Below are 13,929 nucleotides of genomic sequence, written 5' to 3' on the forward strand. Positions count from 1 at the left end.
GAATCAAACAATAATTTTGCTTAGGCGATATTATGATTTGTTCGACTTTTTTCTCTGTAGCCCACAAATCACCAATAAAATGATATAATAGACTAGATTGTAAATCTTTGAATAGAGGAAAAGCATGAGACATGTCTTCATCATCGGAAGTCGCGGGCTTCCTGCTAAATATGGCGGATTTGAAACCTTTGTTGAAAAATTAGTAGAAAATAAGGTTTCTTCCCAAATCCAGTATCATGTAGCTTGTTTGTCGGATGATGAAGCTTTTCATCATTTTGATTACAAGGGAGTGGATTGCTTCACCGTTAAGGCTCCTCAGTTGGGGCCGGCTCGGGTGATTGCTTATGATATGATGGCTATCAATTATTCTCTAAAGCTAGTGCAAGAGCAGCAGATTGAGCGTCCAATTTTTTATATTTTAGGCAATACGATTGGAGCCTTTGTGGCGCCTTTTGCACATAAAATTCATAAAGTGGGCGGGACTTTCTTTATCAATCCAGATGGTCTGGAATGGAAGCGGGCCAAGTGGCCTAAGCCAGTTCAAGCCTATCTTAAATATTCTGAGAGGGTTATGACCAAGTATGCTGATCTGGTCATTGCGGACAACCAAGGCATTGAAAGCTATATAAAACAGTCCTATCCTTGGTCTAAGACGGCTTTCATTGCTTATGGGACAGACCTCCAGCTATCTTCTCTTGACTCTCAGGATGCTCGCGTGCGTGATTTTTTTGAGAAATGGCAGAGCAGAGAAAAGGAATATTATTTGATTGTTGGACGTTTTGTGCCAGAAAACAACTACGAGACCATCATTCGGGAATTTATAAAATCCAAAACCCAACGTTACTTGCTAATTATCTGCAATCATGAGGGAAATCCTTATTATGAAGAGCTTAAGCAAAAAACGGGTTTTGATAAGGATTCTCGGATTAAGTTTGTTGGGACAGTCTATGATCAGGAATTACTCAAATACATCCGCAATCAAGCCTTTGCCTATTTGCATGGTCACGAAGTCGGTGGAACTAATCCCGGGCTTCTGGAAGCACTGGCTCAGACAGATGCCAATCTGGTTTTGGATGTGGACTTCAACCATCAAGTAGCCCAAGAAACAGCTTTGTATTGGCAAAAAGAGAAGGGGCAGTTGGCTCAGCTGATTGACAGAGTAGATGGTCAAATTGACTTTTCTGAGCTCGGTCAGGCAGCCAAAGAAAATATGAAAGAAAACTACACCTGGGGAAAAATTGTGGGTGAATACGAGGAGCTATTTTTATCATGAAAGTGACCATTCTTCTGTCGACCTATAATGGTGAGAAGTTTTTGGCAGAGCAGATTGAAAGTATTCAAGCTCAAACTTATAGGGACTGGCAGCTTTTGATTCGAGATGACGGCTCTAGTGATGGGACGCGAGCGATTGTTGAGGATTTTTGCCGTCAAGATAGCCGGATTTTCTTTATCAATCCAGAAGAAGCTCAAAATTTGGGTGTCATTAAGAGTTTTCATAGCTTGCTTAAATATCAGGATTCGGATGTTTACTTTTTTAGCGATCAGGATGATGTCTGGTTGCCAGATAAGTTGGCGATTCAGTTAGCAGCAGCAGAGAAATACGATGCTTCCTTACCTTTGTTGGTTTATATGGATTTAAAAGTAGTGGATCAGGACCTAAATGTTATTCACGAAAGTATGATTCGGACGCAGTCTGACCATGCCAATACAGAATTGATTCAAGAATTGACGGAAAATACGGTGACAGGTGGCGTTTCGATGATTAACCGTGCTCTGGCTGATTTGTGGACAGGGCAGGAGGAGCACGAACTGCTCATGCACGATTGGTATCTGGGCTTGTTGGCTTCAGCTTTCGGACAGCTCGTTTATCTGGATCAGCCAGGTGAACTCTACCGCCAGCATTCGAATAATGTGTTAGGAGCCCGAACCTTACGCAAGCGAATGAAGAACTGGATTCATCCTAGCCGTCTATTTGCTAAATATTGGAAATTGATAAAAGACAGTCAGACTCAGGCTCGCAACCTTCTCAGCCAGCCTCTGACAACTGAAAATAGAGAAATTATTGAAAATTTTGTGACAATCATGGAAGCTCCTTTTGCAGAGCGGCTGCGACGTATTCGAAAGTATGGCTACAGAAAAAATCGTGCCTTTCATACTTTAGTTTTCACGACACTCATTCTCACAAAATTTGCTTATAAGGAGTAATATGCATGCTAGATTATTTTAGCCAAAAAAATTGGATTCTCTTGAGGGAACTGGTTAAAACAGATTTCAAATTGCGTTATCAAGGCAGTTTCATTGGGCATTTGTGGTCGATTTTAAAACCCTTAATGCTTTTTACCATTATGTATCTTGTTTTCGTTCGTTTCCTGCGTTTTGATGATGGAACGCCTCATTATGCAGTATCGCTTCTTCTAGGGATGGTGACGTGGAACTTTTTCTCGGAAGCGACCAATATGGGCATGATGTCCATTGTTGCGCGAGGGGACTTACTGCGAAAACTGAATTTTTCTAAATCAATTATCGTTTTTTCAGCTATTACTGGTGCAGCGATTAACTATGCGATCAATTTGTTGGTTGTTGTTGTTTTTGCTCTGATTAATGGCGTATCAATCACCCTAGGGTGGCTAGTTATTATCCCGCTTTTTCTGGAATTAGTTTTGATTTCAGCTGGTTTTGCCTTTATGTTGGCGACACTTTTTGTTAAATATCGTGATATTGGACCCATTTGGGAAGTGGTTTTGCAGGCAGGCCTGTATGCGACACCGATTATTTATTCACTGACTTATATCCTGAAGGGTGGGCATGTTTTAGTCGCTAAGCTGATGATGCTTAATCCAATGGCTCAGATTATTCAAGATCTTCGTCATTTTATTGTTTTCTCAGGCAGTACTCGAGGCTGGGACTTGATGGACTATTACTGGATTGCTCTGATTCCTTATTTATTGCCAGTAGTGATATTTGGGCTTGGATATTATATCTTTAATAAAAATGCCAAGAGATTTGCGGAGATTTTATAATGTCAAATAATATTGCAGTAAAAGTTGACCATGTCAGTAAGTTTTTTAAACTGCCAACAGAGTCAACACAAAGTTTAAGAACAAGCCTAGTTAACCGCTTTCGGGGAATCAAAGGTTACAAAGAGCAGAATGTTCTTAAGGATATTTCCTTTGAAGTGGAAAAGGGAGATTTTTACGGGATTGTTGGGCGAAATGGTTCGGGCAAATCAACCCTTTTGAAAATCATTTCAGAGATCTATATTCCCGAAAAGGGCACAGTGACCATTGATGGCAAGTTGGTTTCCTTTATCGAGCTGGGTGTCGGCTTCAATCCAGAGCTGACCGGCCGCGAAAATGTCTATATGAATGGTGCCATGCTGGGCTTTTCAACCGAAGAAGTAGACGCCATGTATGACGACATCGTTGAATTTGCTGAGCTGGGCGAGTTTATGAATCAAAAACTCAAAAATTATTCTAGCGGAATGCAGGTTCGCTTGGCTTTCTCTGTGGCAATCAAGGCTCAAGGGGACATTCTGATTTTGGATGAGGTTCTAGCTGTTGGGGATGAAGCTTTTCAGCGCAAGTGTAATGATTATTTCATGGAACGGAAGCATTCGGGAAAGACAACTATTTTAGTAACTCACGACATGAATGCTGTTAAAAAGTATTGTAATAAAGCTGTTTTGATTGAAAATGGTTTAGTCAAAGTTGTCGGAAATCCAGATGATGTAGCTAACCAATACAGTTTAGACAATGCAACTGACACCAAAGCCATGAACGAAGATTTTGTCGCTGAAACGGAATCTGTCGCAGTTTCTGATTTAGAGGTTCGTCTACTAAGCTCTCCCCAGACAGCACCAACTGAAGAAATTGAATTTGAGATTAGCTATCAAGTCAATCAGGATATGCCAACCTACATAGCCTTTTCACTGACTGATATTGATCGCACGATTTGGTTATATAATGATAATTCAATGGATAATTTGACAGAAGGAACAGGCAAGAAGACACTTAAATACAAATGTCATCTTTCCCAAATCAATCATGCAAAATTGAAATTGCAGGTTTCTGTGCGTGATGAAGAGAATCAGATTTTAGCCTTTGCAGATTCTAAGAATACTCCGGTCATTATTATCAGCCGACGGGATATTGAAGATGGCGATACCTCTGCAAAAGACTCAGCAACGGGATTGATTCAACGTAATGGGGTCTGGGAAATCTCTCAATAAAATGATAAGGTGTTTTCATGGAACGAATATTACTTTATGTTCATTTTAATAAATATAAGCGCGTGAGTAATCATGTCTTCTACCAATTAGAACAGCTCAAGCCCCTGTTTTCCAAAATCCTTTTTATTTCAAATAGTCATATCGAAGAAGCAACTAAGAAAAAGTTACAAGACGAATTTGGAATAAGCAATGTGTTGGAGCGGGACAATCAAGGCTATGATTTCGCGGCTTGGCGGGATGGAATGAGCGCCGTAGGTTTTGAGGAACTCAAAAACTACGACTCTCTGACTTTGATGAATGATACTTGTTTTGGTCCACTCTGGGAGTTGGAGCCTATTTATAAGCGTTTTGAGGCGGATACTCAGGTTGATTTTTGGGGCATGACCAACTTTCGAAAAACAAAGTATTTTGAAGAACATCTGCAGAGCTATTTTGTTACCTTTAAGCAGCAGATATTGAGGGCAATTTCTTTTCAAGAATTTTGGACAAAAGTAAAAGATTTTACTGATGTTCAAGATGTGATTGACCACTACGAGACGAAATTCACCCATTATTTTACAGAGGCAGGCTTTACCTATCAAGCTTTATTTGATACTCGTCTAGAAGAAGCAACAGATTTAATCCATCCAGATTTTACTTATTATAAGCCTTTTACTATTCTTGAGAAAAAGGTTCCTTTTTTGAAAGTGAAAGCTATCAGTGGCAATCCTTTTTCTGCGAGGTATCTGCTGGAAGAAATCAAAGAGAGAACCTCTTATCCTGTTTCTTTAATTTCTGAGCATATATTTGAATATATTGGTCCAGATGTCCCCTACCTTTTGCAGGATAAGCAGCTTGCGAAAGATGATAAGAATGACTCGCCAGAAAAGCCGGTAGCGCTTCATATTCATGTGACAGACCTTCAAGTCTTCGAGCAATTTAAAGAAAAATGGGAAGTTCTTCCTCTACAATACCAATTTGTGGTGACGACAGCTGACGAAGAAATCTTTGTTCAACTCCTAGAAACTATATCAGACCGCTATCAAGTTCTTTTAGGAAAAGAAGAAAGGCCTATGGAGGCGATGCTTGAACAGAGCGACTTATTACAGAAATTTGCTTTCGTTGGGCATATTTCTACTGCAATTTTAGTAGATGAAATGCATCAGCTTGATAATTGGATGCGTAGAGAACTGATGGAGATGATGTTTGAAAATGCCAATGCTAGTATTAAAGCATTGGAACGAGATGGTAAGCTTGGTCTCGTTATACCAGATCTTCCAAGTTTAGTCAGATATGGCTTGTTTGAGCAAAAAACATATCGGAAAGAAATGGCTGCAATTTGGCAGGAGCTCCATTGCCAGAAAACTTTTGATTTTGAACAATATCCTGTTTTTACCAGGGTGTATGGAGGCTTTCTTTGGTTTAAGCCTTTTGCTCTGATTAGACTTTTTCAAAACGACTACCAGTTATCAGCTCAAACTGAACCTCAAGTTTTAGAAAATTTGTTAGTTTATTTTGCTTGGGATCAGGACTATGATTTTAAAATCATGCCTAGAACCCCAATGCCTGCTCTATTAGACTTACAAAGAGAAGCAGAACAATTAATCCAGCAGAAAGGGAAACTGGCTCATAAGAGCCTAGCAAAAAAAGTTAGAAGGTATTTATCAAATCTTTTTAAAAGTTAGATAATAGTTTCTGTAGAAAGAATAATGAAATTTTTAGTCAATTATTATAAGCAGATTTCCTATTTGCTTATCAGTTTTTTAGTTTTGGATACCATATCTGTTGCGACTTTATTCTTATTTCAAGTAAATAAGGGTTTAGATAATTATGCCAGCCTCGGTTTCGTTTTTCTCGTTTTAATAGCGGTTTTATTTGGTGTAGGTCAGATTGTTGCCCAACTGCTAAATCGAAAATTATTGGTCTGGTCTTTTCTCGTTTATGGAATCTACGCCTTGTTTTCTTATTTGCTGACGGTGACGCAGCATGTGAATGATTTTGATTTTAAAGCAGAGAATATTTTCAGTAATCACTTTGTAGAAGTTAACGGTTTACCTTACTTGCTACTAATAATTTTATTTGCTTATCTCATTAACCGCTTTTCTTCTCTACAAAAATATCATTCCCGAAGCTTTTTGACTGTTGATGAATTCAATAGCGGTTTTCTAGAGACACTGTTCTTGTCCCAATCTTTTCTTATCTTATCGCTAACAGATAGTAAGATGACCGCTATTTTTCAGCACCAGAGTTTGTTGATGACTTATCTTACAGATAGCGGATTTGAAATTTCTCAAGATTCTATTTTTAAGTTAATTGGTGTTATTATTTTACTCTTTTTCCTATTTTCGATTCCTAGTTTTTTAGCGGTAAAGGGGTTGATAGATATTTCGAGAAATAAAGGAAGCCTTTCAGTTGCAGTCTTATGCAGTGCAGCTTTTTCTGCCATCTTCAACTATACTATTCAAAATAGTATTCGAGCGGATGTTTCTGTTTTAGAACTTCATTTATTTACTGGAGCAAGTCTCTTTCAGATAGCAGTCTTTTTTACACTATTTATTTTTATCTATCTTGCTTTTAATCAAATTTTTCTACCCACAATTATCATATTGGCGATAGGTGTTAGTTCAACAATTGCCAGCAGCTTGAAATTTCAATATCGACAAGAACCAATTCTACCAAGTGATATTACTTGGTTAAAAGATCCGAAGCTCTTATTTGATTTTCTTGGCGGTAATTATGGAATCTATGCAATTGCTAGTGTGGTAGCTATTGGTCTTTTCTATTGGTTTTTCCGTAGGAAAATTTTACCTGGAAAAATAATCACCATGGTAAAAATTCAACTTATTTCACTGATTTTTCCTATTATTTTTTTCTTAGGTGTTTTACAGATATTCTCTTCGAAAGAGAATGGCAAAGTTTCCGATAATATTCCAGTTGTGTCCATTTTGAATAATTACCATGATTTGACTTGGTTTGGTAACACAGTTAATTCGCAAATGCGGTCGGTCTCTTTTGTTTGGTTTACTCAATTATCTGATAAGCCTATGATTCAGCCGGCAGGATATTCCAAAGAAAGAATTCAAGAATTAGAAAAGAAATATGGGGCACTAGCTGATTCTATCAATCAGGAACGTAAGCAGAAAATAGAAGAACAGACGGTCATTTATGTTCTTAGTGAGAGCTTTTCTGATCCAGCACGGATTTCTGGTGTATCTATGTCACAAAATCCGATTCCAAATATTCAGGAAATTATGTCTAAGACAACCAGTGGGTTGATGCAGTCAGACGGTTATGGCGGTGGAACAGCAAATATGGAGTTTCAAACGTTGACCGGTCTGCCATTTTATAATTTGTCACCATCTGTTTCAGTTATTTATACGGAAGTAGTGCCAAAGATGAACAAACTTCCGGCTATCAGTGATTTTTACACTTCTCAAAATCGTACCGTGATTCATTTGGCCTCACCAAGTAATTATTCCAGAGACATCATTTATAAAGATCTGGGATATGATACCTTTATTCATTATGGAACTCAAGGGTTGCAGGGAGATCATATTGGTGGAAACTATAGTGATAAAACGACCTATAATCAAGTCTTAGATCGCCTAAAAACAGACCAAAGTCAATTTTTCTCAGTTATGACGATGCAAAATCATATGCCTTGGACGGAAGTCAATCCGATTTATATGTCTGCTAGTTACCCAGGTTTCACGGAGGCAGGAAATAAATCCTTATCCAGCTATGTAAGGATGCTCTACCACACAGACAATGCGACCAAGGATTTTTTGGATAAGCTTTCTAAGATTGATAAAAAGATAACAGTGGTCTTTTATGGTGATCATTTACCAGGCTTATATCCTCAATCAGCTTTTAAGGATCATCCTGAAAACCAATTTCTGACAGATTACTTTATCTGGAGTAATTATGAGACACCCAAGCTGGACTATCCTTTGGTTAACTCTAGTGATTTTTCTGCCTTGTTGCTTGAGCAGACCAATTCTAAAGTATCTCCTTACTATGCTTTATTGACCGAAGTTCTTCATAAGGCTAGTGTGGACAAGAAGGCACTGGAGCCATCAGCCCAAGAAATTGCAGATGATTTGAAATTGATCGAATATGATATGGTTGGCGGAAAAGGCTATCTTTCAAAGGATTTCTTCGCTATGCCAGCGAAATAAAAAATAGAATAGGTTTACCAATTCTATTTTTTATTACTTTATGCTAAACTAGTAGTAAGGGGGTGAAGATATGATAAAGATTTTTGGGAAAGTACGCTATCATTGGCAACCAGAAATGTCGGTGTTGGTAATTTATTGGTCTTTGTCAGTCATTCCAATTTTTATAGGACTGGCCTTGATGTACGAAAGCTCCAGTGTTCCGACTCTTGTCCTCTTTTCATTCTTTTTGTTTATGGTCTTACTGGCTATCGGTGTGCATAGATATTTCACGATTTATGATGACGGTATTTTGCGCATTATTACGGCAAATCCTTTCACGCCAATTAAGATTGATATTTCAACGATTGAGAAGCTAGAAGTAACAAAAACGTCTATCACTCTTCATTTTACAGGGAAGAGTCGTAGCAGGACCTTCTGTATGCGGAAGTGGCCAAAAAAATATTTTGTCAACGCCCTAGCTTTAAATGAACATTTTAAAGGCGAGGTTGAATTAGTAGATAATCTGACTCTTCTAGATTATTTTGAAGTCTACTATGGTGACCAAGCCAAGAAACATTAATCTTTTAGTAGGGCTCGGGTTGGACAGTTTTTAATAGCCTCGAGAATCTCAGGCTGACTCTCAACCTCTTTTTCTAAGAGCTGGTCATCTTGATAAAATTTGACAATGCCATTATCGTGATAATCAAAGAGATCTGAGTAGGTCTGGCAGAGTCCGCAAGCAATGCAACGTTCGGGAATGAGTGTAACTTTCATACTCATATTGTAATAAGATTTTTAGAAAAACTCAAGGAGGAAGTCATGGAAAAAGAACCATGGGAAGCAGATGTATATGATAATGGAGCAGAGAAATTGAATCGCAGAAAGAAAAGTCAGGCGAGTAAAGTTGATCGCTGGCTGACAATATTAGCAGCTATTTTTCTAGTGATGGTCATTGCTATGGCACTCTTTTTCGCCTATCTCTCTACTGGTGGAAGTAATAAAAAGACTGTTATGGATGGGTTTTATGGTACTTCTAATGCAGCTGCAACTTCAAGTAGCAGTGCGGAACAACCAGCTCCATCAGAGCAACCAAGTGAATCAGAAGAAAAGCCAACTCAGTCTTCGGAAGGTACCTTGACTGTTCAGCCCGGTGAAGGAGAAGCTGCGATTGCAGCGCGTGCAGGTATCTCTATTGCAAAATTGGAGCAATTAAATCCGTCGCACATGTCTACTGGTTCTTGGTATGCCAACCCAGGTGATATTGTTAAGATTCAGTAGGAGCGGTTTATGAAACAGATTCAGATTGCGATTGATGGACCTGCGTCAAGTGGCAAATCCACTGTTGCAAAGATTATTGCCAAAGATTTTAATTATACCTATTTGGATACGGGTGCCATGTACCGTGCAGCCACTTACCTAGCTTTACAAAATCATTTGACTGAAAATGATGCAGATAAGATCGTAACCTTGCTCGAGACTTATTCGGTTAGTTTTGGTCGTTCGGAGAGTGGTGAGCAGTTGGTGTTTGTGGGGGATGTTGATATCACTCATCCGATTCGTGAAAATGACGTTACAAATAATGTGTCGTGGGTAGCAGCTATACCGGAAGTGCGTGAAAAATTGGTTCATTTGCAGCAGTTGATTGCTGCACAGGGCGGCATCGTCATGGATGGCCGTGATATTGGAACGGTCGTTTTGCCAGATGCAGAATTGAAGATTTTTCTAGTTGCTTCAGTTGAGGAAAGAGCAGAACGCCGCTACAAAGAAAATCTTGAAAAAGGGATTCCGGCTGATTTGGAAACTCTCAAAAAGGAAATAGCGGAGCGGGACTACAAGGATAGTCATCGTGAAGTATCACCCTTGAAACCAGCGGCTGACTCCATTCATTTTGATACGACAGGCATTGGAATCACAGAAGTTGTCAAATTTATTGAAGAAAAAGCAAAAAAAATCATTGACAAATAAAAAGAAACTTGATATGATAGTAGAGTTGAGAAAAGCAGAAGTGAGAACTTCTCGCCTTGCGACTAACGTTGTCTGGCTCTACAGGATTCAGTTTCAGTGATGAAATACTATCATGTAGTGCGGGTTTGCGTTAGCAGGTCCGCACTTGTTTTTCTCTAAAAATAAAAAAAGAGGTGAAAACCATAGCAAAACAAGACTTATTCATCAATGATGAAATTCGTGTGCGTGAAGTTCGGTTGATCGGTCTTGACGGCGAACAATTAGGTATTAAACCGCTTAGCGAAGCGCAATCTCTTGCGGATGAAGCAAATGTCGATTTAGTCCTGATTCAGCCACAAGCTAAACCACCTGTTGCGAAAATTATGGACTATGGCAAGTTCAAGTTTGAGTATCAGAAAAAGCAGAAAGAACAACGTAAAAAACAAAGCGTTGTCACTGTGAAAGAAGTACGTCTCAGTCCTACCATTGATAAAGGGGACTTTGATACAAAACTTCGTAACGCACGCAAGTTCCTTGAAAAAGGAAATAAAGTTAAGGTATCCATTCGCTTTAAAGGCCGGATGATTACCCACAAAGAAATTGGAGCTAAGGTCTTAGCAGACTTTGCCGAGGCAACTCAAGATGTTGCAATCATTGAGCAAAAGCCTAAGATGGACGGACGTCAAATGTTCATGCAAATGGCACCGATTAGTGACAAAAAATAAACTGTCAAAAAGTTAGAAAAAGGAGATTTTATCATGCCAAAACAAAAAACACACCGCGCATCAGCTAAACGTTTCAAACGTACAGGTTCTGGTGGCTTGAAGCGTTTCCGTGCTTACACTTCTCACCGTTTCCACGGAAAAACTAAGAAACAACGTCGTCATCTTCGTAAAGCATCTATGGTGCATGCAGGAGATTTCAAACGTATCAAAGCAATGCTTACAGGTCTTAAATAAGAGATTTTGTAACAATTATCTAGGAAATATTTGGAGGAAATAAAACATGGCACGTGTTAAAGGTGGCGTTGTATCACGCAAACGTCGTAAACGTATTTTAAAATTAGCTAAAGGTTACTATGGAGCAAAACACATCTTGTTCCGTACTGCAAAAGAGCAAGTAATGAACTCTTACTACTATGCATACCGTGACCGTCGTCAGAAAAAACGTGACTTCCGTAAATTGTGGATCACTCGTATCAATGCGGCAGCTCGTTTGAACGGACTTTCATACTCACAATTGATGCATGGTTTGAAATTGGCTGAGATCGAAGTGAACCGTAAAATGCTTGCTGACTTGGCTGTTAATGATGCAGCAGCTTTCACAGCTCTTGCAGATGCAGCTAAAGCTAAACTTGCTAAATAGGAATACAAAAAGTTGAAACATTGTTTCAACTTTTTTCTTGTCAGGGTGACAATCGCCAAGTGTTTTAGTATAATTAGTATAATATAGTGAGAATGGATGGAGGAGTGAATGATGATGTCAAATCGGTTAGCTTGGGATGAATATTTTGCGGCACAAGCTCTTTTGATTGCCAATCGTTCGACCTGCAAACGCGCCAAGGTTGGAGCGGTCTTAGTCAAGGATAATAAGGTCATATCGACTGGCTACAATGGCTCTGTTTCAGGAACGGAGCACTGTATTGATCATGAGTGTTTGGTCATCGATGGTCATTGCGTGCGAACCTTGCATGCAGAGGTCAATGCTATTTTGCAGGGAGCTGAGAGGGGCGTTCCTAAGGGATTTACGGCTTATGTGACTCATTTTCCTTGTTTAAACTGTACCAAGCAACTGCTTCAGGTCGGCTGCAAGCGCGTGGTCTACATCAACCAATATAGGATAGATGATTATGCTCAGTACCTTTACAAGGAAAAAGAAGTGGAACTGGTACATTTGCCGATAGAAGATGTGAAAGAGGCCATTGCTCAGACGGAGTTGGTATAGTTTGCTTGAAATATTTAGCACTAATAATCCGCTTAGATCGAATAAATCTAAATGATAAAGTTATAGTTTTGAACTATAGCTTTTCTTTTGGAAATGATTCAGCATAATTCTAAAAATCATGATATAATGGAGAGGTTATATAGTCCCGATAAGATGGTAGGAAACTTCTATCAGTACTTTGTAACTCGCAAACAATGACGGCTCCAAAGTTACTCGTCATTCAACGGTTGCCGCTATATTACGGTCACCCTATGCGCCTTACTAGCTTCAGAAATAAAAAGGTATCGTTTTTATTCCTTTTGCGTCGTAACTCATAGGTGAGAGGATTTGCAATTACTTTGGTGTTTGTTTATTTGTTTAATATTTTATTAGGGGGGACATTTTTATGTCAGAACGTAAACTTTTCACGTCTGAGTCTGTATCGGAGGGGCATCCTGATAAGATTGCAGACCAAATTTCCGATGCTATTTTGGATGCTATTTTAGCTCAGGATCCAGAGGCTCATGTCGCAGCTGAAACCGCTGTTTATACAGGCTCCGTCCATGTTTTTGGAGAAATTTCGACTACTGCCTATGTAGATATCAATCGGGTGGTTCGTGATACCATTGCAGAGATTGGCTACACCAATACAGAGTATGGCTTTTCTGCAGAGACAGTTGGCGTCCATCCATCTTTGGTGGAGCAGTCGCCAGATATTGCTCAAGGGGTCAATGAAGCATTTGAGGTGCGAGGAAATACTCAAAAAGATCCGCTGGATTTGATTGGGGCTGGTGACCAAGGTCTTATGTTTGGTTTTGCGGTGGATGAAACACCAGAGCTCATGCCATTGCCTATTTCTCTCAGTCACAAGCTAGTCCGTCGCTTGGCAGAACTGCGCAAGTCAGGTGAATTGTCTTATCTGCGACCAGATGCCAAGTCTCAGGTTACGGTCGAATACGATGAAAATGATCGCCCAATTCGTGTAGATACGGTAGTTATTTCGACCCAGCATGATCCTGAAGTCAGCAATGAACAGATTCATCAGGATGTTATCCAAAAGGTCATTGCTCAAGTGATTCCAAGCGAATATTTGGATGGTCAGACCAAGGTCTTTATCAATCCTACTGGTCGCTTTGTTATCGGTGGCCCGCAAGGAGACTCTGGCTTGACAGGACGTAAGATTATTGTGGATACCTATGGTGGCTATTCTCGCCACGGCGGTGGCGCCTTCTCTGGTAAGGATGCAACCAAGGTCGATCGCTCTGCGTCTTACGCGGCTCGTTATATCGCTAAAAATATCGTAGCTGCTGGTTTGGCTAAAAAAGTAGAAGTTCAGTTGGCCTATGCTATTGGGGTAGCTCAGCCCGTTTCAGTTCGCATTGATACTTTTGGAACAGGCGTAGTTTCTGAAAGCAGACTTCAGAATGCTGTCCGCCAAATCTTTGATTTGCGTCCAGCAGGTATTATCCAAATGTTGGATTTGAAGCGCCCAATCTATCGCCAAACAGCTGCTTATGGTCATATGGGTCGAACAGACATCGATCTTCCTTGGGAACGCATAGACAAGGTAGCTGCGCTCCAAGCGGCTTTGCAATAAAATAGTAGCTCTCGGTTTAAACTGAGGGCTTTTTTTCTACCATTTGTCAAGTCTGTCAAGGCTTTAAGTGAAAAATGAGATAAGACAGTAGCTATTCCGAG

The 13,929-nt window shown here is 39.6% G+C and carries 15 protein-coding genes and 1 other annotated feature; of the genes, 14 read left to right on the forward strand and 1 reads right to left on the reverse strand.

Going from position 1 to position 13,929, the window contains the following annotated elements:
* The first annotated feature begins 124 nt into the window (after nucleotides 1-124).
* The 7 genes from cps2T (at nucleotide 125) to FXF62_RS06820 (ending at nucleotide 8,944) form a co-directional block, all read left to right on the forward strand.
* Entirely contained in the window at nucleotides 125-1,273 is a 1,149-nt protein-coding gene (gene cps2T / locus FXF62_RS06790) for a beta 1-4 rhamnosyltransferase Cps2T (RefSeq protein ID WP_149518168.1), read from the forward strand.
* A complete protein-coding gene (locus FXF62_RS06795) occupies nucleotides 1,270-2,205 on the forward strand; it encodes a glycosyltransferase family 2 protein (protein ID WP_149518169.1) in 936 nt (311 codons plus the stop codon). The genes cps2T and FXF62_RS06795 overlap by 4 nt, the downstream gene beginning before the upstream one ends.
* Before the next feature lie 5 nt (nucleotides 2,206-2,210).
* Nucleotides 2,211-3,020: an ABC transporter permease gene (locus FXF62_RS06800; protein WP_149518170.1), complete on the forward strand. Its 810-nt coding sequence runs from the start codon at nucleotides 2,211-2,213 to the stop codon at nucleotides 3,018-3,020.
* Nucleotides 3,020-4,228 carry an ABC transporter ATP-binding protein gene (locus FXF62_RS06805; protein ID WP_149518171.1) on the forward strand — a complete coding sequence of 403 codons (1,209 nt, stop codon included), beginning with the start codon at nucleotides 3,020-3,022 and terminating at the stop codon, nucleotides 4,226-4,228. Before FXF62_RS06800 ends, FXF62_RS06805 begins: the two co-directional genes overlap by 1 nt.
* A 17-nt stretch (nucleotides 4,229-4,245) precedes the next feature.
* Entirely contained in the window at nucleotides 4,246-5,892 is a 1,647-nt protein-coding gene (locus FXF62_RS06810) for a rhamnan synthesis F family protein (RefSeq protein WP_149518172.1), read from the forward strand.
* A 24-nt stretch (nucleotides 5,893-5,916) separates the two neighbouring features.
* Nucleotides 5,917-8,385, forward strand: a complete 2,469-nt coding sequence (locus FXF62_RS06815) for an LTA synthase family protein (protein ID WP_149518173.1) — start codon at nucleotides 5,917-5,919, stop codon at nucleotides 8,383-8,385.
* 70 nt (nucleotides 8,386-8,455) lie between these two features.
* On the forward strand, nucleotides 8,456-8,944 hold the full coding sequence (locus tag FXF62_RS06820; protein ID WP_149518174.1) for an EbsA family protein: 489 nt from the start codon (nucleotides 8,456-8,458) through the stop codon (nucleotides 8,942-8,944).
* Here the strand turns inward: FXF62_RS06820 and FXF62_RS06825 are convergent.
* Entirely contained in the window at nucleotides 8,941-9,138 is a 198-nt protein-coding gene (locus FXF62_RS06825) for a ferredoxin (RefSeq protein ID WP_306452468.1), read from the reverse strand. The two genes, FXF62_RS06820 and FXF62_RS06825, sit on opposite strands and share 4 nt — an antisense overlap.
* Before the next feature lie 45 nt (nucleotides 9,139-9,183).
* On the opposite strand from FXF62_RS06825, the gene FXF62_RS06830 reads away from it, so the two are divergent.
* The 7 genes from FXF62_RS06830 (at nucleotide 9,184) to metK (ending at nucleotide 13,828) form a co-directional block, all read left to right on the forward strand.
* Nucleotides 9,184-9,642: an SAG1386/EF1546 family surface-associated protein gene (locus FXF62_RS06830; RefSeq protein WP_149518175.1), complete on the forward strand. Its 459-nt coding sequence runs from the start codon at nucleotides 9,184-9,186 to the stop codon at nucleotides 9,640-9,642.
* A 9-nt stretch (nucleotides 9,643-9,651) separates the two neighbouring features.
* Nucleotides 9,652-10,329, forward strand: coding sequence for a (d)CMP kinase (gene cmk, locus FXF62_RS06835; RefSeq protein ID WP_149518176.1), 678 nt, complete (start codon nucleotides 9,652-9,654; stop codon nucleotides 10,327-10,329).
* Nucleotides 10,330-10,355: 26 nt separating this feature from the next.
* Nucleotides 10,356-10,486: a sequence feature (ribosomal protein L20 leader region), on the forward strand.
* Between the two features lie 16 nt (nucleotides 10,487-10,502).
* Nucleotides 10,503-11,033 (forward strand): translation initiation factor IF-3, encoded by a 531-nt coding sequence (gene infC, locus FXF62_RS06840; RefSeq protein ID WP_015604487.1) that lies wholly within the window; start codon nucleotides 10,503-10,505, stop codon nucleotides 11,031-11,033.
* Nucleotides 11,034-11,066: 33 nt separating this feature from the next.
* Nucleotides 11,067-11,267, forward strand: a complete 201-nt coding sequence (gene rpmI, locus FXF62_RS06845) for a 50S ribosomal protein L35 (RefSeq protein ID WP_005590589.1) — start codon at nucleotides 11,067-11,069, stop codon at nucleotides 11,265-11,267.
* Nucleotides 11,268-11,313: 46 nt separating this feature from the next.
* Nucleotides 11,314-11,673, forward strand: a complete 360-nt coding sequence (gene rplT / locus FXF62_RS06850) for a 50S ribosomal protein L20 (protein WP_005590588.1) — start codon at nucleotides 11,314-11,316, stop codon at nucleotides 11,671-11,673.
* A 111-nt stretch (nucleotides 11,674-11,784) separates the two neighbouring features.
* On the forward strand, nucleotides 11,785-12,252 hold the full coding sequence (locus FXF62_RS06855; RefSeq protein ID WP_149518183.1) for a deoxycytidylate deaminase: 468 nt from the start codon (nucleotides 11,785-11,787) through the stop codon (nucleotides 12,250-12,252).
* 385 nt (nucleotides 12,253-12,637) lie between these two features.
* On the forward strand, nucleotides 12,638-13,828 hold the full coding sequence (gene metK / locus FXF62_RS06865) for a methionine adenosyltransferase (RefSeq protein ID WP_149518177.1): 1,191 nt from the start codon (nucleotides 12,638-12,640) through the stop codon (nucleotides 13,826-13,828).
* Nucleotides 13,829-13,929: the final 101 nt, after the last annotated feature.

The organism is Streptococcus cristatus (assembly GCF_008369405.1).
Classification (GTDB): domain Bacteria; phylum Bacillota; class Bacilli; order Lactobacillales; family Streptococcaceae; genus Streptococcus; species Streptococcus cristatus_G.